Source organism: Neorhizobium sp. BETTINA12A (assembly GCF_023006485.1).
Taxonomy (GTDB): Bacteria; Pseudomonadota; Alphaproteobacteria; order Rhizobiales; family Rhizobiaceae; genus Neorhizobium.
Map to the genome: position 1 here is coordinate 59,330 of NZ_JALBGW010000008.1, position 20,413 is coordinate 79,742.

The window sequence follows — 20,413 nt, forward strand, 5'->3', positions numbered from 1 at the left end:
TGCCACCTGCAGGCCAGCGGCATCGACCGGGACAACATTTCTTAACATCACAAAACCCAAGTTAACGGCGTCGTCTGGGACAGTGCGCTCCGCAAGAGGCCGGCGCGTCGGGCTTTCACGCCTGCACGCCGAAAACTCTCTACCGGATCCCAGGAGCCAATTTGAATGTCATTGACCAAGTCCTTCTTAAGCCGACCGCGACGTGTCGCCATCGCTGCGGGGCTCGCAGTTGTCGCTTGCCCCCTTGCCGAGGCACGCGCTGCCGACCCTTACGAGGGTGAAGAGGCTGCTATCCCCGCGACCGCGAGCTTCGACAAGGGACGGTTTGGCGGGATACGCCAGAAGCTTTCCGACTGGAACGTCATGGTTGGCGCCGGAGCCATGTATGCACCGAAATTCGAAGGATCGGATGAGTTCGAACTGGTTCCCATTCCCATGATTTCCGCGACCTTCGGTGATCGCGTCACGATCGATCCGGGCGGGCTGGAAGTCGATGTGCTGAAGTCCAACGGTTTTAAGCTCACGGTGAAGGGCGGTTACGACATCGGGGGTGGGCGGGATGAAGACGATTCCTCTCACCTGAGAGGGCTTGGCGACATCGACGCTGGGGCTGTCGTCGGAACGAAGCTCTCGTATGAATGGGGACCGATGGAATTTTATGCGTCTGTCGACAAGACGATCGGCGGGAGCGACGGACTTCTCGGTCAGGTCGGTGCGAATGTCTCGCATCACTACGATCGTTTCATTCTTTCCGCTGGCGCTTCCGCGACGTTTGCCGACGACAACTACATGAAAAGCTATTTTGGGGTAACCGCTGCCCAGTCTGCGAGATCGGGATTGCGGCAATATGAGGCAAGCGCTGGCTTGAAACGCTTCGATATCGAGGCGTCTGTCACATATATGGCGACCGAACACTGGGTTATCCGTGGCCAGGCAGCGGTCGGGTTCCTGACCGGCGATGCGAAGGATAGTCCGATCGTTCAGAACGACGTACAGCCGTCAGCGATGCTGATGGTCGGGTACAAGTTCTAAGCGTCCGGTAGGGTGCAGCAAAGCAGATTCAACCGATGCGACCGACAACTCTTCTTCTCGCCCTCTTCGTGAGCGCGGACCTTGCTTCCGCGGCGGAGCCTGTGCTTGCGCAACAGAACAAGGCGGCAGCGCTTACCGTCGCCGTCGCCAATCCCGCAGAACGTCGATGGCCTGAAACGGTGCCGGCCAGCGGCTGGCTGAAGCCCTGGCACGAAGCGGTCATCGCTGCGGAAATCGATGGCCTGCGTGTGACCGCCGTCCTTGTCGATGTCGGAACGGTCGTTTCGAAGGGTCAGCCCCTCGTCCGGCTTGCCGACGAAGCAGTGCGTGCAGAACTGCGTAGCCAGGAGGCCGCCTTGGCAAGTGCCAGGGCGGACCTCGCCAAGGCGACGGCGAATGCCGACCGGGCACGCAAGGTGCAAGGGAGCGGCGTGCTGTCGGATGAAAAGATCAACGAATACCTGATCGCCGAACAGACGGCGATGGCAGGGGTGGAATCCGCCGAAGCCTTGCTGGAAAGCCAGAAGATCAAGCTGGCCAAGGCGACTATCCTGGCCGTGGACGATGGACTGATCACGTCCCGCTCGGCTCAACTCGGCGCCGTCGTCTCCTCCGGCACGGAGCTGTTCCGGATGATCCGCCAACAACGCGTCGAATGGCAGGCGGAAGTGTCCGCACGCTATTTGCCTCGCATCAGGCAAGGCCTGACAGCCACGTTCGTCGGTCCTGGTGATCGACGCGTCAAAGGAACCGTGCGGCTTGTCGCACCGACGGTCAGCACCGATACCGGCCGGGCGCTCGCCTATGTGGCGCTGCCGGCGGCGGCGCGCCCGCCCATCGGCCTTTACGTCACCGGCCAGATCGAGCTTGAGACCACCACGGCGCTCACCGTGCCCGAGACGGCGCTCGTCCTGCGCGACGGCATCGCTTACGTCTTCACCGTGGATGCAGACAACCGCGCGTCACGCGTTCGTGTGGAAACCGGCCGCCGCGATGGCAGCGAAGTGGAAATCCTCTCTGGCCTTAACCGCTCGACCGGCGTCGTGATGACGGGTGGTGCTTTTCTTTCGGACAAGTCCTTCGTCCGGGTGACGGGTGATGCTCTCGTCCAGCTCGAAAAGGGAGAATCGCGATGAACTTCTCCGCCTGGTCGATCCGCAATCCGGTTCCCGCCATCCTGCTGTTTATCCTGCTGACCGTCGGCGGCCTGATTGCATTCGACCGGCTCGCGGTACAGAACTTTCCCGACATGGATCTGCCGACGATCAAGATCAGCGCCTCGCTTGAAGGAGCCGCGCCGGCGCAGCTCGAAACGGAAGTCGCGCGCAAGATCGAAGACAGGCTCGCATCGCTGAGCCTCCTCGACCACATCACGACGACGGTCACGGACGGCTCGGTCATCATCAATGTCTCGTTCCAGTTGGGAAAGGACAGCGAGGAAGCACTGAACGAGGTGCGCAATGCCGTCGATAGTGCGAGCGGGGACCTGCCTTCCGAGATGCAGGCGCCGGGCGTGACCAAGGTTACGGTGCAGGGCTCCACCCTCCTCACCTACGCGGTGCGTTCCGCCCGCCTCAACGAGACGGAACTTTCCTGGTTCGTCGACAACGACATGACGAAGGCCCTGCTTTCGGTGTCCGGCGTCGGCGAGGTCAGCCGGATCGGTGGCATCAAGCGCGAAGTTCATATCGACCTCAACCCCCAGATCATGAGCGCGCTCAGCCTCAGCGCTGCGACCGTTTCCTCGCAGCTCAAGTCCGTGCAGTCGGACACATCGGGCGGCCGGGCTGAGATCGGCGGCGGCAAGCAGGGAATCCGCACACTTGGGGCGGTATCCTCCGTCGAAGAACTGAAGGCGCTCGCAATCCCGCTTCCGAGCGGAGAGCTGGTGCAGCTGGCCGAGATTGGCTCGGTGACGGACAGCTTTGCCGACCGCTCGTCGATCGCTCATCTCGATGGCGAACCCGTGATCGCTGTCGAGGTGAAACGATCCAACGGCTTTTCGGATACGGGCGTCGCGGCCGCCATCGAAGCGGCCATGCAGGACTTTGCCGCAGCCAACCCCGATGTCGAGATCGTTCAGGCCTACAGCACGGTCGGGCCGATCATCGAAAACTACGACGGCTCCATGAACATGCTCTATGAAGGTGCAATCCTGGCGGTCGTGGTGGTTTGGCTCTTCCTGCGCGACTGGCGCGCCACCCTGCTTTCGGCGGTGGCGCTGCCGCTCTCGGTCGTCCCGACTTTTCTCGTAATGTATCTGGCGGATTTCAGCCTCAATACGGTGACGCTGCTCGCCCTCTCGCTCGTGGTCGGCATCCTCATCGACGATGCGATCGTCGAGATCGAGAATATCGCGCGCCACCTGCAAATGGGAAAAACTCCGAAGGGAGCGGCGCTCGAGGCCGCCGATGAAATCGGCCTTGCCGTTGTCGCCACGACCTTGACGCTCGTCGCGGTCTTTTTGCCGACCGCTTTCATGAGCGGTATTCCCGGCCTGATCTTCCGCCAGTTCGGCATAACAGCGGCGGTGGCGGTTCTCGCCTCACTGGTCGTCGCACGCCTGCTGACGCCGATGATGGCCGCTTATCTGATGAAGGCGCATCCCGTCGCGCAGAGGGACGGCCGGATCATGTGCGCCTACATGGCCGTCGTCAAAACCTGCCTGCGCCATCGCAAGCTGACGGTCCTCGGCGTCTGCATATTTCTCGGGCTCTCGCTTTCGACGATTAGCATGCTCAGCGCCGGCTTCCTGCCCGCATCGGACGATTCGCAGACGAGGATCACTCTGACGCTTCAGCCCGGCAGCCCGATTGAACAAACGGACGCCGTGACGCGGCGGGCGGCAGGTATCGTTTCCGGTCTGCCGGACGTCACGCGGGTGTTTTCCGCCGTCGGAAGCGCCTCGTCGGATGACATGATCGATTCCTCGACGACCGCCGATACAGCGACCGCCTCCCTTGTCGTCGATTTGAAGAAGATCGGCGAACGCAGCCGCAAGCAGGCCGAGATCGAAAACGACATCCGACGGGCGCTCGCGGTTCTCCCGGGCGTCAGGATCGAAGTGGGTACGGGCGGCAACGGTACGACGCTGGAAATAACACTCGCCAGCGACGATTCCGGAGCGCTCGACCGCGTGGCGGGAGCACTCGAAGAACAGCTGCGGGGCCTTCAAGGCATCGGCGCAGTGACCTCCAGCGCCTCCCTACAGGCCCCGGAAGTCCAGATCGGCCCGGACCTCAATCGCGCCGCCGCCCTCGGCGTCACGGCAGAAGCGATTTCCGAAGCGGTTCGCGTGGCCACGAGCGGGGATTATCCCTCCTCGCTTGCCAAGCTCAACCTGCCCCAGCGCCAGCTCCCCATCCGCGTCCGGTTCGATCCCGGCAACCGAACGACGCTTGACGATATTGCGAATCTCCGCGTTGCCGGCGCCAGGGGCAGCGTCGATCTCGGTTCGGTCGCCGACATCCGCATCGGGGGCAGTCCGTCCGAGATCAGCCGCGTCGACCGCTCGCGAAACGTTACGCTATCGGTCGAACTCAACGGCCGTATCCTCGGCGAGGTCTATCGCGAAGCGCAGGCGCTGCCCGCCCTGCAAAACCTTCCGGACGACGTCAGGCTCGTCGAACAGGGCGAACTGGAGCGCAGCTCGGAACTCTTCGACAACTTCGCCATCGCCATGGGGATCGGCGTGTTCTGCATCTATGCCGTTCTGGTATTGCTCTTCCAGGACTTCTTCCAGCCGTTGACGATCCTGATGGCGCTTCCCCTTTCGCTTGGCGGCGCGCTGCTGCCGCTGGTGCTGACCGGAACCAGCTTCTCCATGCCCGTGTTGATCGGCCTGCTCATGCTGATGGGCGTGGTGACGAAGAATTCGATTCTGCTGGTCGAGTACGCGATCATGTCGCGACGCGCCGGCCTCTCGCGCTTCGACGCCCTGGTCGACGCCTGCCATAAGCGCGCCCGCCCGATCGTCATGACGACGATTGCCATGGGCGGTGGCATGCTCCCCGTGGCCCTGAGCCTCAGCGGTGGCGATGCGAGCTTCCGTCAACCAATAGCGATCGTCGTCATCGGCGGCCTGATGACTTCCACCGTCCTCAGCCTCGTCGTTATTCCTGTGATCTTCACCTTTGTCGACGATTTCCTGCTGCTTCTAAAGCGAAGCTTCGGGAAGGACGATAGCCGCGAGGCCGTGGTCCACGAACCGAAGATCGAGGCTGGCCGGCAGTGCTAACGAACCCATCGACTCAGAGTCCGTGGCGAAACCGTGAAACAAAATTAAACATAATTGTTGCTGACAACCATGCTGCGAAACGGGCTAACTGACAGTCGGGATTCCGCTACCAATGACCAAGCCTATGAATAACGTCGCATCCAATGTTCTTGTACAAGGGTCAGCCCGAATCCTGGTCGTCGAGGATGATCGGGATATCGCCAGCATGCTGATCGATCTGATCAAGGAGGCGGGTTATGCCGCAGAGGCGGTCGGGTCTGCGGTTGAAATGGACGGTGTCCTGAAGAAGAAGGAATTCGACCTTATAGTGCTGGATGGAATGCTGCCGGGCGAGGACGGTTTTAGTATATGCAGAAGAATCAGGTCGTCCGATACGATACCCATCCTCATGCTGACAGCGCGAACGAAAGAAATAGACAGGGTTGTCGGACTGGAGCTGGGCGCCGATGACTACGTCACCAAACCGTTTAAATCCAGGGAACTTCTGGCGAGGATAAAGGCGCTTCTGCGGCGGTCGTCGTATTCAGCGCAGGTCAAGCCACAGCAGGCCCCTATGACGTTTGCGGGTTGGCGGATTGATCCGGTCACGCGAGAATTGACCGACCGCGACGGTTTCCATGTGTCGCTCACGACGGCGGAATTTGATGTGCTGCTGGTGTTTTGCCAGCACCCCCGGCAGGTCATGAACCGCCAGGAAATACTGGCCCGTACCCATGCAGGCTCTGCAGGACCTGTCGAACGCAGCATTGATGTCCATGTCAGTCGTGTCCGGCAGAAAATCGAACCGAATTACAAGGAGCCGACATTCATTAAAACGGTGCGCCTGGGCGGATATGTTTTCACTCCGGAGGTTGCGATAGCACTATGATTGGCCGCTTGCGCAGGGCATCCATACGAACCCAATTCATGGTGTTCGCATCTATTGTTCCGCTGCTCGTTATTTGTCTTATCGCTGTTCTCCCTGAGCCATTCATTTTCCAGAATGAAAAAATGCTTATGGGCAAAGGCGCTCAAATCGAGCTGCTTGTGTATCAGGTCAGAAGCGCCAGAAATGACGACGAAATCGAGCATCTGGTGAGGGCAAGCGCCTCAAGCAGTCTCGAATTGAAGGTTCTGCCATGGAGCGACGTCCGTGGCGAATTGGCCCGCCAAACGGATGATCACCTCAGCTCGGACGCGCTTCAGGACGTATTGCCTGCCGATTTTGAGGCGGTGGTTCTTGAGAACACGTCGGACGGCGAGGGACACAGCACGATTGCGGTACGCCTTGACGCGCAACGTGCTCTCGTTATCGGGTTTACCGGTGCCGATGTTTCCCCCTCGTCTTTCAGCGCAGTCGTCGAGTTCATCGCCAAGGCCAGCATCCTGATGCTGCCGATGCTCCTCCTCGTGCTCTATATAAGCCGCATGATCACGTCGCCTCTCGTCCGCTTTGCCGACGCGGCAAAGAGACTGCGCCTCGACGGTAACGAAGGAGAGCAATTCACCGCCGAAGGCGCCAGGGAACTTCGCACGCTTGCGACCGCTCTCAACAACATGCGTCACCGTATCCGTAAAATGGTCGATGATCGCACGCGGATGCTGACGGCGGTGAGCCACGATCTAAGGACGCCTCTGACACGACTGCGAATGCGCGTGGAGCGTTCGAAGGACCCCGCGTCCAGGGAAGCGATGCTGGCGGATATTGACAACCTTACCACCATGATTGAGGAAAGCCTTCAGTATTTAAGCAGCACCGTTACAGCCGAACCGCCTCGAAAGGTTGATATTTCCAGCCTTCTGCGGACGATCGCCTCGGAATTTTGTGACCTCGGGCATGACGTAATTTACTGCGGACCTGAGCGGTTTGGATACGTCTGTCAACAAAAGGCTCTCATACGCGCGATCACCAACATCGTGGAGAACGCGGTAAGGTTCGGCACGAAGGTAGCTGTCGAGTTGCGCAATAGCCCGCAGGGTGGAGCGGTCATAATTGTGAACGACAACGGCCCAGGCCTTGAAGAAGGGCTCGAGGACAAGGTTCTGGAGCCCTTCTTCAAGGTTGACGAGGCCCGGTCGCTCAATTCCAACAGCGGTTTTGGGCTGGGGCTTTCGATTGCGGATGAAATCGTTAAGGGCCACGGAGGCTCGCTGCTACTTGAAAACATAGTGCCGCATGGTCTGCGAGTGACGATACAATTGCCGCCGATGCAGGCTGTTTCGCATCAGAGGAGTCTGGGCCCAGTTGCAAGAGAGCAGACGCTGGCTCACGAGGTCCCCGTCAAGCAGAGGTAATCGACCACATGTTGGCAAAACCCTTCATGATGGTCATGCCGTGGGTGCCCTCGCCGTCGCAATTGATCATCACAAAGACCACTCGAAGATCCAATTCGGTACGTTTCCGATCAGCCTGTGGCCGCTGACGATATTGACGGCAACATCGGCAAGGATTGCCGGCCAGATGGAGTCGCGCACGCCGATCCGGCGGCCTCGGATAAGGGGCGGATTTTCTTCAGAAGCCTCTGCCCGCCTTCCGCTTCCCGAAGCAGTTTCTTCATCTCTCTCAAAGACACCCGGTCTGCCCGCATCATTTGCCGGATCAGAGGATCCTTCAGAACCTCGGCAATCGTCATCTCATCGTGGGTCATAGCGACCTCCCGTTTTGCTGTCGCGATCGATAACCGCGGCAAGCAACCTGGCGATGTCAAAACAGGGACGAAACCAAGGCGATCGATGAAGTTTTGTTGCGGGATACCGGTCTCCGCCACGCCATGAACTTGCTGGCGACCCGATGGCGGATACCCGATCGCCGCGGCCAACAACTCTTAACATTACAAAACCAAAGGCAACGACAAATTCTGAATTAATACAGCCAGATACGAGTGCGAAGGAAGATTATAGTGAAATTCAGAGATTATCTGGTGAGGTCACTGCATTGGACGATCGGAACATCACGGCGTCCGCAAGCCGCATCCGCGGATGATGTCTGCGGTATGGTCGATAGAGATTTCAGCGTCTCCAAACAGTCGCCCGGTATAAGGCTATAACCGTGCATCGAATGATAGCCATCTTCATGCTGGCTTTTCTTGCCGGCTGCATGGCGCCGGACCGCATTCCCTATGGGCCGAAGGCTGCCGCGACCGCCGGGATCCACGGGTTTGGCGATATCCGCATTTATGCGGATACAAGCCGGAACCTGCCTGAAACACGCGCCTGGTTCCCGGCTCCGAGACACAAGGAGGTCAACTACCTTGTGTTGTCGGGCGGAGGCGCCGGAGGCGCGTTCAGCGTCGGGGCGCTGAAGGCCTGGTCGGATAGGGGACAGCGACCCGAATTCGACATTGTCAGCGGCGTCAGCACGGGCGCACTGATCGCGCCCTACGCCTTCCTCGGTTCCGCCTACGACAACATCCTCGTCGACTTATATACGAGCGGCGTCGCCAAGAAATTGGTCGATGCCGATTTCCTGCCACAGGGACTTCTCGGCGCAAGCCTCCTGAAGCAGAAGCCGCTTAGAACGATGGTCGAACGATACCTGACGCAGGATGTATTGGCTAAAATCGCCGCGGAGCATCGCAAGGGACGCCGCCTGCTTGTTTTGACCTCGAACCTCGATTCCCAAAGAGCGGTGGTCTGGAACATGGGCGCCATCGCCGACAGCGCTCGGCCCGACGCGCTACAACTTTTCCGCGATATCGTCATCGCATCGGCAAGCATCCCCGGCCTTTATCCAGCGGTGCTCATCAAAGCAAATTCAGGCGACCAATCGTTCGAGGAAATGCACTCCGACGGAGGCTCCGCCTCCCAAATCCTGACGATTCCGGAGGGATGGATGGCCAATTCGGACAAGGTCGCGTGGCCCAAGGGCGTGAAGCTAAACATGTACATTATCATCAACAACGCGCTGATGCCTGAATTTTCAACCACCACGAACAACACGTTTACAGTCATGGCTCGAGCGAATTCCTCCCTCATCAAGGCACAGACACGTAGCGCGCTGGTGGCCACTTACGTCTACGCCCAAAAGAACGGCATTCGGTTCCGTGTGGCCTCGATCGATACGCAGGTTGCCTACAACATGACCGATCCATTCAACACCAACTATATGCGCGCGGTCTACAACCTTGGATATGCAGAAATGGAGAACGGCAGCCTGTGGAAAGATAGGCCTTCGTTCGCCGACACGCTCACAGCCACACAGACAACACGGTGGCGGTAGCCGTATGTGCAGGCCGTTTCCTCACCCATCAGGAGAACAAATGTTACATCCCCGCCTTGGCTTGGCAGGCATCAAGCCGTGTCATCGACTGATTGCGCCCGCTTTCCTTGCTTTGTCGCTTGGGGGGTGCGCCGCCGTGCCGCTCGAGCGGGCAAATTCGCTCGCCTCCTACGACAGTTTGACATCGAACAACGGGCGAATGACCAAAGCGAATTATCGGGTCGCTTCAACTGATCTCGCGTCCAACAGAACGGTTTATATCGAGCCAACGAAGGTTTCAGGCAGCGCTGAACTATCCGTCAGGAAGTCTTCCGATCAGGCCCTGGTCGCGAATGTGATCAGCCGCGCCCTCTGTGTTGGCGTCAGCGATCGTTTCGTCGTCGTGGAGCGAAAAGAGGATGCTGACCTCGTCGTTCACGCAACCATCACCCGCATCGTGCCGACCAATGCCACGGTGGCCGCCCTGTCGACGGCAACGTCGCTTGGAGCCAACTTCGTCGTTCCGGTGCCCGTCCCGAGGCTGCCCTTGGGGCTTGGAGGCCTTTCCGTAGAGGCCGAGGCAACCACACGGGACGGCAGGCAGGTGGGTGCGATGGTATGGGCAAAGGGAGCAAACTTCGTGACTACCAGTGCGCGCGTGTCGCAGATCGGGGACGCCTATTCGCTCGCGGCGAGCTTCGGCAGTGATTTTTCCAAGATGCTCGTCACCGGCAAGACGCCCTTCAAGGGCCTCCCAAAGATCCCGTCTGGGCAGAGAATCAAGTCCGGACTTGGTGGAAAGCCGAAATATCCTGCGTGTGAAAAATTTGGCCGATCGCCCGGTCTGGTGGACTTTGCGGCTTCTCAGGTCGGGATGCCGCCATCCTGGACCGACAAACAACCTCCGACACAGACCCGATAGCAGAGAACCGACGAAGAGTCGTCAGGGTCGTGCGGCAGCGCTGGCCCAGCGGAACGGCTGCGGCGAGGCAGGCCGCCTATCCGACATAGTGTTGGCAGCGCACAACTTGATACCTGATATCAGAAGAAGTCTCACCCGAGCGAATGCGAGGCCAGGGCATAGACTTTCGGGCTGTCATTTTGTCCGGTACCATAGCCGGCTGTCCCTTCAGTCACCATCGTCGTGAGGGTAGCGTAGATACCGAGCCCGCACTGCTGGACGAGTGCTGCAAACGGGCCAGTGTCGATATGCGTATCGAGGCGCAGGAACCCGTCGGCATGGGCGGCGATATGCGGGTAGGTGACGGTGATGGCGTCCTCGTCGTTGCCGGCGACCACCGGCCCGACAACATGTCCTCGTCCGAAGCGCCGACGCATCGAAAAGGCACGCAGCCGCGCGCCTTGGTATAGACCGTAGCAGATCGAACTCTCGAACAATCGCTGGAGATGCAGGCGGCGTTCAGTCCCGAAGGCCGGAGTATCGAAGGTGATGACCGCCTCCAGATCGCCGCGGTCCAGCCGTCTCAAAACGAGTCCTTCCTCCAGCGGCTGAGGCGGTATCGGCGCGATCACCGTACCCTGGCACTGATAAACCGTCTGCTTTGGCTTGAACCCCAGCGAAGCATAAAGCCGCCGAGCTTCCCGCGTCGAGTTAAGACGAATACGGTTGCGGCCACAGTCTGCCATGATCCGTTTCATCAGCCACCTGGCCGCCCCGTTGGTCTGCAGCCTCGGCGAGGTAATCAGCATCCCGAACGTGGCAAAACCCTCGCCATGAGGAAACCACATGCCCGAGGCTCCTACGCGGCCGATCTCGTCAAGCGCGACATACCCTTTCCCGATGTCGAGCAGATGCTGCCAGTCGGCTGCCCGGTGGGGCCAGCCCACCGAGATCGACAAAGCCTGCAGCTTGGAGATTTCGACACTCGAGATATCCGCAAAGCGCATCTCGAAATTATCGACATTCAAAGTTCCTGGTAATTCACTATCCATCATTATCCAGCCGAGACGTATATCTCCTTGGGCGAACCGCTCGGATATCCCCGCAGTCACGTTAGTCGAGATCCCGCGAAACATTTCACTGCTGAAGCGAAACCGAACACAAGATTTGACCGTATCGCGTCCACTTTCGGCAGCCATTGGTTTCTTCTGCCTCTAACCTTGCCTGCCAGGATTGGTTCGCATGCTCTGCAAAAGCAAGGTGTGGCGGCCAAGAGGTCATGGCTTTGAGAGGCGGGAACAGTCGATGCGCGCTTTGGACATCCTGGAGAAGCTGGTCGGCTTTCCCTCGGTCGTCGGCACGCCCAACGGCAATATCGTCGAATGGATTGCGGACTATCTCAAATCCTTCGGGATCGCCGCGCATATCCTGCCGGGGCCTGAAGGTGACCGGGCCAATCTTTTTGCCACGATCGGTCCTGCCGACCACCCGGGCTACATCCTGTCCGGCCATATGGACGTGGTCCCGGCCACCGAGGCCGGCTGGGGCAGCGATCCCTTTTCGTTGAGGAACGAGAAAGGCCGGCTCTACGGACGCGGAACAAGCGATATGAAGAGTTTTTTGTCGGCCGCTCTGGCAGCCGTGCCCGCGCTTCTCGCAAGTCCGCTTTCCCGCCCGATCCACCTTGCCTTTTCCTACGACGAGGAAGCCGGTTGCCGGGGGGTGCCGCATCTTCTCGCGCGGATGCGGGACCTGTGTGCCCCGCCGCTGGGTGCGATCATCGGCGAGCCCAGCGGGATGCGCGCCATTCTGGCCCACAAGGGAAAGGCGGCAGCTCGGGTGACGCTCAAGGGCCGTTCAGGCCACTCATCCCGGCCGGATCTCGGCCTCAACGCGATCCATGCCATGACGGACGTGCAGCAGGCTGCGGTTGCCGCGGCCGTCGATCTTTCCCGGGGACCGTTCGAGGTCGAATTCGAGCCGCCCTATTCCTCTCTGTCGATCGGCACGATCAGCGGCGGTCAGGCGGTCAATATCATTCCCGAAATCTGCAGCCTTGAACTGGAAGCACGCGCCATCTCTTCGGTAGATCCCGAAGCGCTGCTCGCCCCGGTGCGCGCGGTTGCCGAAGCCCTGGCGACCAAAGGCTTTGACGTCGATTGGCAGGTTCTCAGCGCCTATCCGGCGCTGCTCCTGGCGCCAACCTCTCCCCTCGCCGGTCTTCTGCAAGATCTGACGGGGATCGAGCCGCTGGCGGCTGTCAGCTACGGCACGGAGGCAGGTCTCTACCAGCGCGCCGGCGTAGATGCGATCATCTGCGGGCCCGGCGACATTGCCCGCGCCCATAAACCCAATGAATTCATTCTGGCGAGCGAACTCGACGACTGCCAGGCCATGATTGAAGCGCTTGGCCGGCATTGCCGCGCAGAACTCCAATGAGCAGGAACGTATCCGGACCATGACATTCCTCTTCAATTCCGATGCGGCCCGCGGCCGGATTTTCCAGGATGCCTTTGCTCGGGAAATCCCGGACCTGCCATTCTCCATGGATCCGGCGACGGTGGATCCCGAACGGGTGCGCTATCTCATGACCTGGACAGTGCCGGAAAACCTGGCGCGTTACCGCAATCTCGAAGTGCTGTTTTCGACCGGCGCCGGTATCGACCAGTTCCGAACCGCGAGCGTGCCCGACCACGTGAAGATCGTGCGCATGGTCGAAGAAGGCATCGTGCGGATGATGCAGGAATATGTGCTCCTCGGCGTTCTGTCGCTCCACCGCAACCTGCCAGCCTATCTGGCACAGCAGCAGGCGGAGGTCTGGAAGGTCCTGCCGCAGGCTCAGGCCGGAGAGCGCCGTATCGGCGTCCTGGGGCTTGGCAATCTCGGCCAGGCCGTGCTTGAGCGGCTAAAACCCTTCGGCTTTCCCTTGTCCGGCTGGAGCCGGTCCGCGCGAGAGATTGAAGGTGTCAGGTGTTTCTCCGGGGAGGATGGTCTGAAGACCATGGTTGCCGAGACCGATGTGCTGATCTGCCTCCTGCCGCTCACCGACGAGACCCGCGGTTTTCTCGATGCGGAACTTTTCGCCAGGTTGCCGGCGGGCGCCGGACTGGTTCATGTCGGACGTGGTCCCCAGCTCGACCAGGACGCGCTTCTCGCGGCACTCGACAGCGGGCACCTATCCGGCGCCGTAGTCGACGTCACCGACCCGGAACCTCTGCCGCCTGGCCATCCCGTCTGGCATCACCCACGCATCCTGCTGACCCCGCATATTGCCAGCATCACCCAGCCCAATACCGCCGCGCGCGCCGTCATCGCCAATATCAAGCGGCTTCGCGCCGGGCTCGACCCGGTCGGCTTGATCGATCGGCAACGCGGTTACTGAACCTTCAACCTCGAAAGGAATACCATGTCGCTTCTCAAGACCATCGAGCCTCACCCGTCCTTTGCACCGCGCGAAAACGTTCCCGCGCCGGACCGGTTGATCTCCGGCGATCCGCAGTTCAAGACCTGGGCGCAGGACGAGGCCCATGGCGAACTGGTACATACCGGCGTCTGGGAAGCGACGCCCGGCGTCACACATTCGATCAAGGGCAAGACCTTCGAATTCTGCCACATCCTGTCAGGCGTCATCGAACTCACCCCCGAAGGCGGCCAACCCATTGTCTACAAGGCAGGCGACAGTTTCATCATGAAGCCGGGCTTCGTCGGCATCTGGAAGACCATCGAGACCGTTCGCAAGATCTACGTCACCGTCACCCCTTGATAAGGTGCGGCCGCGGCACGGCAACCGCTTTCGGGTCGCTCCGCAGAATGCGCCGTGATTGACCGCCAAAACGGATTTTTCCGCTGCGGCCCTTCGCTCTACCGGATCAAGCCGTTCCACCGATCCGGTAATATGTCGTCCAGTGACCGGAGATAAGCCGATGAGCCTGAGTTTCGATCCCGACAGCCTGGCCCCGCCGATGGGACATTTCATCGGCGATCGCCTCGTGGCGGCCGAAGGCGTCATTGCAATGCACCGACCGTCCGACGGCAAGGCTTATGCCGACTGCCCCGTCGCCGATGCGGATCTCGTCGACCAGGCGGTGCAGACGGCGAAGGCGGCGCTGAAGCAAAGCAATTGGGGCGGCATTCGCCCGCGCGAGCGTGTGAAGGTGCTGCATCGCTGGGCTGATCTCATCGAACAGGACGCCGTGGCGCTTGCAAGGCTGGAAGCCGTCTCCTCCACCCGCCCGGTCGGCCACTTGGTCGAGGGTGACATCGCCGTCTCGGCCGAACAGATCCGCTTCTTCGCCGAATTCGCCGACAAGGAAGGCGGCGACCTGGTGCCGACCGACGATGGCAATCTCGGCATGATCATGACCGAACCCTATGGCGTTGTCGGCGCCATCACGCCCTGGAACTTCCCGATCAACATGGCCGCATGGAAACTCGGTCCGGCGCTTGCCGCCGGCAATGCCGTCGTGCTGAAGCCGTCCGAGATGACGCCGTTCTCGACTATCCGCCTGGCGGAACTCGCCGTGCGTGCCGGCATACCGGCCGGGTTGATCAACATCGTGCTCGGCGACGGCATGACTACCGGCAACGCCATCACCGGCCATCCCGATATCGCCAAGATAAGCTTTACAGGCTCCACCCGCGCCGGCTCGGCGATCATGGAAAACATCGCCCGCACCGGCATCAAGCCGATGACGCTGGAACTCGGCGGCAAGAGCCCGCAGCTGGTTTTCGCGGATGCCGATATCGACCGTGCCGCGGCGGCGGTTACCACCAGCATCACCAGCAATGCCGGCCAGGCATGTGTCGCCGGATCACGCCTGATCGTCGAAAAAAGCGTCGCCGCGCGGCTGATCGAGGCAATCTTGAAGAAAATGAAAGGGATCGTGCCCGGCCCGACCTGGGATGCGGCAAGCCAGTATTCGCCGATCATTTCCGACAGGCAGCGCCAGCGCATCGGCGACATTGTCGCAGCCTCCGTCGCAGCCGGGGCGCAATGCCTGACGGGTGGCCGCCCCATGGACGCTCCCGGATATTTCTATTCCCCGACCCTGCTCACCGGCGTCGACCAGACGTCGCCGGCAGTGATCGAGGAGATCTTCGGGCCTGTTCTGACGCTGCAGACGTTCGAGGATGAGGAAGAAGCCATGATGCTCGCCGATCATCCAAGCTACGGGCTTGCCGCCGGCCTGTTTACCAGTGACCTTTCGCGGGCGATCCGCCTTACCCGCCGGCTGCAGGCCGGTACCATCTGGGTCAACCGCTACGGCCGCTCGCGCGACCATATCCTGCCGACCGGCGGTTACAAGCAGTCCGGCATCGGCAAGGATCTCGGCCGGGAAGCTTTCCACGCCAACCGCAAGAGCAAGAGCGTCTTGATCGGTCTTTGAGGACGAAAAACATGAAATCATACAGGATTGCCTTGATCCCCGGCGACGGCATCGGCCGCGACATGACAGCGGCCGCATGGTCGGTGCTGCAGAAGGCTGCCAACGGGCGCGGCTTTGCGCTTGAGGGCACGGAATTTCCCTGGTCCTGCGCCTTCTACAAGCAAACCGGCGCAATGATGCCGGCAGACGGGATCGAAACGTTGCGCAGCTTCGATGCGATCCTGCTTGGCGCCGTCGGCTGGCCGGCAGAAGTGCCGGATTCGGTGTCGCTGCATGGCCTGCTGTTGCCGATCCGCAAGAGTTTCGTGCAATATGCCAACATCCGCCCTCACCGCCTGTTGGCCGGTGTCGAAGGACCGCTGAAAACGACCGCCTTCGACATTCTCTGCATCCGCGAGAACACCGAGGGCGAATATTCCGGCGCAGGCGGCCGTATCCATCAGGGCACGGCGGATGAAGTTGCCGTCGAGACGTCGATCTTTACCCGCAAGGGCGTTGAGCGCATCCTGCGTTTTGCCTTCGAACAGGCCCGATCGCGGCGCGGCAAGCTGGCCTCGGTGACCAAGTCGAACGCCCAGAAATATTCGATGGTGTTCTGGGACGACGTCACCCGGCAGCTTTCAGCGGAATATCCTGACGTCGAGGTCACCAGCTATCACATCGACGCCATGGCGGCGCGCATGGTGATGGCCCCGGAAACGCTCGACGTCGTGGTCGCTTCCAACCTGTTCGGCGATATCCTGACCGATCTCGGTGCTGCCATTCAGGGCGGCCTCGGTTTTGCCGCCTCGGCCAATATCAACCCCGAGCGCAATGCGCCTTCGATGTTCGAACCGGTGCATGGCTCGGCGCCCGACATCGCCCATCTCGGGATCGCCAACCCGATCGCCACGGTCTGGTCCGGCGCAATGATGCTCGATCATCTGGGCGAAAAGGATGCGGCGACCGCCGTCATGACGGCGATCGAAGCGGTCACGGAAAACGGCATCGGCACGGTTCCTGGCAAGGACCGGACGGACATCATCACTGCGGCGCTGCTCACCGCGCTCTAACATCGTATTTGAGGACGGACATATGCGAAATTTGAAGCTCCCCTCCCTGTTTCGGCAAGAAGGTCTGATCGGCGGCACCTGGGTTGGCGCCCGCTCCGGCAAGACCGTTGATGTTTTCGATCCGGCGAGCCAGGAGGTGATCGGCACCGTTCCCGACATGGGCGGCGACGAGACACGTGCGGCGATCGAGGCTGCCGAGAAGGCCTATCCGGCCTGGAAGAAGCGTACCCATGCAGAGCGCGCCGCCTTGCTTGAAACCTGGTACAGCCTGATGATCGAACATCTCGAAGATCTGGCGCTGATGCTGACCACCGAACAGGGCAAACCGCTCGACGAGGCGCGTGGCGAAATCCGTTACGGCGCCTCCTTCGTCAAGTGGTTTGCGGAAGAGGCGCGCCGCATCGGCGGCCAGACCATTCCCTCGCCGACGCCCGATCGCCGCATCATCGTCCTGAAGGAGCCGGTCGGCGTCTGCGGCATCATCACGCCCTGGAATTTTCCGAACGCTATGATCACCCGCAAGATCGCGCCGGCGCTCGCCGCCGGTTGTACCGTCGTGGTGAAACCTTCGGAATTCACCCCTTACTCAGCGCTTGCGCTCGGCGTTCTCGCGGAAATGGCCGGCATTCCGGTAGGTGTCGTCAACATCGTCACCGGCATGCCGAAGGAAATCGGCAACGAGATCATGGCCAACACGACCGTGCGGAAAATCTCGTTTACCGGCTCCACGCCGGTCGGTTCGCTGCTGATGCGCGGCGCGGCCGACAGTATCAAGCGGCTGTCGCTGGAACTGGGCGGCAACGCTCCCTTCATCGTCTTCGACGATGCGGATATCGACCTTGCCATCGAAGGGGCAATCATTTCGAAATTCCGCAATGGCGGCCAGACCTGCGTGTGCGCCAACCGCATTCTCGTGCAGGCGGGCATCTACGATCGCTTCGCCGAGAAGCTCACCGCCCGGGTGAATGCCATGAAGGTCGGCCCCGGAACCGAGCCGGGCGTTTCGATCGGCCCGATGATCAACGATGCCGCAATCGCCAAGATCAACCGCCATGTCGAGGATGCGCTCGCCAAAGGCGCGACGATCGTCACGGCCAAGGCCGATCTGCCGGCGGGTGGCCAATACACGGCCCCGATCGTGCTGACCGGAGCCACCACCGACATGCAGCTTGCCAGCGAAGAGACGTTTGGCCCGGTCGCGCCGCTCTTCCGTTTCGAGACCGAGGAAGAAGCGATCGCCATTGCCAACGGCACGCCCTTCGGGCTCGCCGCCTATTTCTATACGGAAAGCCTCAAGCGGGCTTGGCGGGTCGGCGAGGCGCTGGAATTCGGGATGGTCGGGCTGAATACCGGCCTGATTTCGACCGAGGTCGCCCCGTTCGGCGGCGTCAAGCAGTCGGGCCTGGGGCGCGAGGGTTCGCAGCTCGGGATCGAGGAATATCTGGAAGTGAAGGCCTTCCATATCGGCGGGCTCAACTGAGCCCGTTTCCGCGCCCGGAACGCTTATCCAAAAAAGGTGGGGTTGCAATCGCAACCCCACCTTTTTTGTTCTCGGCGATGGCAAGAGTTCCGTTACTGAACCTTGTCGAGCATCTTGTAATAAAGCCCGACCAGCGGCAGGAACCACGGCTTGCCGAAATGACCCGGAACTGCCGGCCAGTCGAGCCCCTTGACGGGGTTTCTGTCAGGCCGGCCGAGGATTGCATCGGCGACCGTCATGCCGAGATGGGTTGCCAGCTGCGCACCGTGGCCGGAATAACCCATCGCGTACCACACCCCGTCATGGAAGCCCGCCCGCGGGTAACGATCCTTGGTGATGTCCACCAGACCGCCCCAGCAATAGTCGATCTCGACATGGGAAAGCTTCGGAAAGATACGGGTCAGGCTATCGCGAAGAATTGCGCCGCTCCTGGCATCGGAACGCTGGTCGGAGGTCGCCGAAAATCGAGCACGACCGCCGAAGATCAGCCGGTTGTCCGGCGACAGGCGCCAGTAGTTGCCGATATTCATGCTGTTGACGCAGGTGCGGTTGCCCGGCATCGTCGAGGCGACTTCCTGCTCCGTCAGCGGCCGTGTGGCGATGATGAAGCTGCCGACGGCCATGATCCGCCGGCGGAAATAACCGAAATTCGGCGTCGTGTAGGCGCCGCTTGCCATCAGGACATTGTCGGCCGTGACCGAGCCTTTGGCCGTCTTCAGCACATGTCGGCCGCCCGATTTCGAAACATCGGTGACCATCGCCTTCTCGACGATGATGGTACCGCGCCTTTTTGCCGCTTCGGCGAGGCCGACGACGTAGCGTCCCATATGCATCATGGCGCTCTTCTTCGACAGCATGGCGCCGTGGAAAGGTGAACCGATCTCTTGGGCGAGGTCTTGGGGCAACAGCAGTGCCGTATCCGGATCGACCTCCGCATGAACCGCCTCGAAATTCCTGGCGAGCCCTTCGAAATGCTTCGGCTTGGAAGCAAGCTTCAGTTTGCCGGCGCGGCGGAAGTTACAGTCGATGCCTTCCTCGGCGATGATTGCTTCCAGCGTGTCGATCGAGGCGTCGAGCGCCTTGTAAAGCGCGATCGCCCGCTCCTTGCCGAGCTCCTGCTTGGCCGAGAGATAGCTGTGGGCAAGGCCGTTGTTCAGGTGGCCGCCGTTACGGCCAGACGCTCCGAAGCCGACCGTCTCCGCCTCCAGCACGATAACCTTCGCGCCGGCCATGGCGAGCTGCCGCGCCGCGCCGAGCCCGGTAAAGCCGCCGCCGACCACGGCAACGTCGTAGTGACCTTCGATCGGCCCTTCCACGGCGCCCGTAAAATGGGGCGCCGTATCATGCCAGTAGGAGACATATTTCATCGGCTTCGGCCTTCCTTAGAGACCGACCACGCCCGGCAGGCCGGAAATGTCGGAGATTTCCACATAGCCATAGAAGGGGTTGGCCGGCTCGTGACCACGGTTGACCCAGACCTTGTTCTTGATGCCGAGGTCATGTGCCGACATCAGGTCGTAACGGAAGGACGAGGAGCAGTGAAGAATGTCTTCCGGGCCGCAGCCGAGCATATCGAACATGTACTCGAAGGCTTGAAAGCGCGGCTTGTAGGCGTTTGCCTGTTCCGCCGTATAGACGGCGTGGAACGGCGCGCCGAGCTTTGCGACGTTTGAGTGGATCTGGTCGTTCATCGCGTTCGAGAGGATGACGAGCGGGATTTCTCTGGCGACCTTGGCAAGACCGGCAGGAACATCCGCATGGGGACCCCATGTCGGCACGCGCTCATAGACCATCCTGGCGTCTTCATCCTTGAAAGCGACGCCGTTCGCCTTGCAGCTGCGCTCCAGCGCGTTGTGGACGACGTCCGCATAGGGTTTCCAGTCGCCCAGGATCTCGTCCAACCGATAGGCTGCGAAATTCTTGATGAACTTCACCATGCGCGGCTCGTCGAGACGATCACCATAGAGGTCACGCGCAGCTTCGGCCATTTGGAAGTTGGTCAGCGTGCCGTAGCAGTCGAAGGTGATGTATTTCGGGCGGAACGTCGTCATGCGCTTGGTCCTTGCGTGATGGCCCATCGAGCCTTTCGGTTGACGACATGATCATAAAGCCGCTTCGGGCAGCCGAGCCGACTGATTTCCCCCAAT

17 protein-coding genes are annotated in these 20,413 nt (G+C 60.8%); 13 read left to right on the forward strand and 4 right to left on the reverse strand.

What is annotated here, in order from left to right:
• The first annotated feature begins 165 nt into the window (after positions 1–165).
• The 5 genes from MOV61_RS04310 (at position 166) to MOV61_RS04330 (ending at position 7,543) form a co-directional block, all read left to right on the forward strand.
• A complete protein-coding gene (locus tag MOV61_RS04310) occupies positions 166–1,032 on the forward strand; it encodes a MipA/OmpV family protein (RefSeq protein ID WP_040124963.1) in 867 nt (288 codons plus the stop codon).
• A gap of 35 nt (positions 1,033–1,067) precedes the next feature.
• Positions 1,068–2,168 (forward strand): efflux RND transporter periplasmic adaptor subunit, encoded by a 1,101-nt coding sequence (locus tag MOV61_RS04315; RefSeq protein ID WP_247135682.1) that lies wholly within the window; start codon positions 1,068–1,070, stop codon positions 2,166–2,168.
• A complete protein-coding gene (locus MOV61_RS04320) occupies positions 2,165–5,269 on the forward strand; it encodes an efflux RND transporter permease subunit (RefSeq protein WP_247135683.1) in 3,105 nt (1,034 codons plus the stop codon). Before MOV61_RS04315 ends, MOV61_RS04320 begins: the two co-directional genes overlap by 4 nt.
• A gap of 112 nt (positions 5,270–5,381) precedes the next feature.
• On the forward strand, positions 5,382–6,137 hold the full coding sequence (locus tag MOV61_RS04325) for a response regulator (RefSeq protein ID WP_247135684.1): 756 nt from the start codon (positions 5,382–5,384) through the stop codon (positions 6,135–6,137).
• A 38-nt stretch (positions 6,138–6,175) separates the two neighbouring features.
• Positions 6,176–7,543, forward strand: coding sequence for a HAMP domain-containing sensor histidine kinase (locus MOV61_RS04330; RefSeq protein WP_247135685.1), 1,368 nt, complete (start codon positions 6,176–6,178; stop codon positions 7,541–7,543).
• 110 nt (positions 7,544–7,653) lie between these two features.
• Here the strand turns inward: MOV61_RS04330 and MOV61_RS04335 are convergent, their stop codons facing one another.
• Positions 7,654–7,896: a hypothetical protein gene (locus tag MOV61_RS04335; protein ID WP_080719355.1), complete on the reverse strand. Its 243-nt coding sequence runs from the start codon at positions 7,894–7,896 to the stop codon at positions 7,654–7,656.
• A 410-nt stretch (positions 7,897–8,306) separates the two neighbouring features.
• Here MOV61_RS04335 and MOV61_RS04340 point away from each other — a divergent pair, with 410 nt between their 5' ends.
• Together MOV61_RS04340 and MOV61_RS04345 are read left to right on the forward strand one after the other, a co-directional pair.
• Positions 8,307–9,467, forward strand: a complete 1,161-nt coding sequence (locus tag MOV61_RS04340; RefSeq protein WP_258718779.1) for a patatin-like phospholipase family protein — start codon at positions 8,307–8,309, stop codon at positions 9,465–9,467.
• Between the two features lie 40 nt (positions 9,468–9,507).
• On the forward strand, positions 9,508–10,368 hold the full coding sequence (locus MOV61_RS04345; RefSeq protein ID WP_247135687.1) for a DUF3313 domain-containing protein: 861 nt from the start codon (positions 9,508–9,510) through the stop codon (positions 10,366–10,368).
• A 131-nt stretch (positions 10,369–10,499) separates the two neighbouring features.
• Here the strand turns inward: MOV61_RS04345 and MOV61_RS04350 are convergent, their stop codons facing one another.
• Positions 10,500–11,399 (reverse strand): GNAT family N-acetyltransferase, encoded by a 900-nt coding sequence (locus tag MOV61_RS04350; protein WP_247135706.1) that lies wholly within the window; start codon positions 11,397–11,399, stop codon positions 10,500–10,502.
• 253 nt (positions 11,400–11,652) lie between these two features.
• Between MOV61_RS04350 and argE the strand changes: the two genes are divergently transcribed.
• The 6 genes from argE (at position 11,653) to MOV61_RS04380 (ending at position 18,266) form a co-directional block, all read left to right on the forward strand.
• Positions 11,653–12,786 carry an acetylornithine deacetylase gene (gene argE / locus MOV61_RS04355; protein ID WP_247135688.1) on the forward strand — a complete coding sequence of 378 codons (1,134 nt, stop codon included), beginning with the start codon at positions 11,653–11,655 and terminating at the stop codon, positions 12,784–12,786.
• 19 nt (positions 12,787–12,805) lie between these two features.
• Positions 12,806–13,729, forward strand: a complete 924-nt coding sequence (locus tag MOV61_RS04360) for a glyoxylate/hydroxypyruvate reductase A (protein WP_247135689.1) — start codon at positions 12,806–12,808, stop codon at positions 13,727–13,729.
• Positions 13,730–13,753: 24 nt separating this feature from the next.
• On the forward strand, positions 13,754–14,110 hold the full coding sequence (locus tag MOV61_RS04365) for a cupin domain-containing protein (RefSeq protein WP_247135690.1): 357 nt from the start codon (positions 13,754–13,756) through the stop codon (positions 14,108–14,110).
• Positions 14,111–14,270: 160 nt separating this feature from the next.
• Complete coding sequence (locus MOV61_RS04370) at positions 14,271–15,734, forward strand: aldehyde dehydrogenase (RefSeq protein WP_247135691.1); 1,464 nt, start codon at positions 14,271–14,273, stop codon at positions 15,732–15,734.
• Positions 15,735–15,745: 11 nt separating this feature from the next.
• Complete coding sequence (locus MOV61_RS04375; RefSeq protein WP_247135692.1) at positions 15,746–16,786, forward strand: tartrate dehydrogenase; 1,041 nt, start codon at positions 15,746–15,748, stop codon at positions 16,784–16,786.
• 22 nt (positions 16,787–16,808) lie between these two features.
• Entirely contained in the window at positions 16,809–18,266 is a 1,458-nt protein-coding gene (locus MOV61_RS04380) for an NAD-dependent succinate-semialdehyde dehydrogenase (protein WP_247135693.1), read from the forward strand.
• A gap of 92 nt (positions 18,267–18,358) precedes the next feature.
• On the opposite strand, the gene MOV61_RS04385 is transcribed toward MOV61_RS04380, so the two are convergent.
• Together MOV61_RS04385 and MOV61_RS04390 are read right to left on the reverse strand one after the other, a co-directional pair.
• Positions 18,359–19,633, reverse strand: coding sequence for an FAD-binding oxidoreductase (locus MOV61_RS04385; protein WP_247135694.1), 1,275 nt, complete (start codon positions 19,631–19,633; stop codon positions 18,359–18,361).
• Positions 19,634–19,648: 15 nt separating this feature from the next.
• Positions 19,649–20,317, reverse strand: a complete 669-nt coding sequence (locus MOV61_RS04390; protein WP_040125820.1) for a haloacid dehalogenase type II — start codon at positions 20,315–20,317, stop codon at positions 19,649–19,651.
• Positions 20,318–20,413: the final 96 nt, after the last annotated feature.

Excerpts from the sequence above, each read along its gene's own strand:
- MOV61_RS04310 (WP_040124963.1), top strand. The coding sequence starts at position 166 with ATGTCATTGACCAAGTCCTTCTTAAGCCGACCGCGACGTGTCGCCATC.
- MOV61_RS04315 (WP_247135682.1), top strand. The coding sequence starts at position 1,068 with ATGCGACCGACAACTCTTCTTCTCGCCCTCTTCGTGAGCGCGGACCTT.
- MOV61_RS04320 (WP_247135683.1), top strand. The coding sequence starts at position 2,165 with ATGAACTTCTCCGCCTGGTCGATCCGCAATCCGGTTCCCGCCATCCTG.
- MOV61_RS04325 (WP_247135684.1), top strand. The coding sequence starts at position 5,382 with ATGACCAAGCCTATGAATAACGTCGCATCCAATGTTCTTGTACAAGGG.
- MOV61_RS04330 (WP_247135685.1), top strand. The coding sequence starts at position 6,176 with ATGGTGTTCGCATCTATTGTTCCGCTGCTCGTTATTTGTCTTATCGCT.
- MOV61_RS04335 (WP_080719355.1), bottom strand. The coding sequence starts at position 7,896 with ATGACCCACGATGAGATGACGATTGCCGAGGTTCTGAAGGATCCTCTG.
- MOV61_RS04340 (WP_258718779.1), top strand. The coding sequence starts at position 8,307 with ATGATAGCCATCTTCATGCTGGCTTTTCTTGCCGGCTGCATGGCGCCG.
- MOV61_RS04345 (WP_247135687.1), top strand. The coding sequence starts at position 9,508 with ATGTTACATCCCCGCCTTGGCTTGGCAGGCATCAAGCCGTGTCATCGA.
- MOV61_RS04350 (WP_247135706.1), bottom strand. The coding sequence starts at position 11,399 with ATGGATAGTGAATTACCAGGAACTTTGAATGTCGATAATTTCGAGATG.
- argE (WP_247135688.1), top strand. The coding sequence starts at position 11,653 with ATGCGCGCTTTGGACATCCTGGAGAAGCTGGTCGGCTTTCCCTCGGTC.
- MOV61_RS04360 (WP_247135689.1), top strand. The coding sequence starts at position 12,806 with ATGACATTCCTCTTCAATTCCGATGCGGCCCGCGGCCGGATTTTCCAG.
- MOV61_RS04365 (WP_247135690.1), top strand. The coding sequence starts at position 13,754 with ATGTCGCTTCTCAAGACCATCGAGCCTCACCCGTCCTTTGCACCGCGC.
- MOV61_RS04370 (WP_247135691.1), top strand. The coding sequence starts at position 14,271 with ATGAGCCTGAGTTTCGATCCCGACAGCCTGGCCCCGCCGATGGGACAT.
- MOV61_RS04375 (WP_247135692.1), top strand. The coding sequence starts at position 15,746 with ATGAAATCATACAGGATTGCCTTGATCCCCGGCGACGGCATCGGCCGC.
- MOV61_RS04380 (WP_247135693.1), top strand. The coding sequence starts at position 16,809 with ATGCGAAATTTGAAGCTCCCCTCCCTGTTTCGGCAAGAAGGTCTGATC.
- MOV61_RS04385 (WP_247135694.1), bottom strand. The coding sequence starts at position 19,633 with ATGAAATATGTCTCCTACTGGCATGATACGGCGCCCCATTTTACGGGC.
- MOV61_RS04390 (WP_040125820.1), bottom strand. The coding sequence starts at position 20,317 with ATGACGACGTTCCGCCCGAAATACATCACCTTCGACTGCTACGGCACG.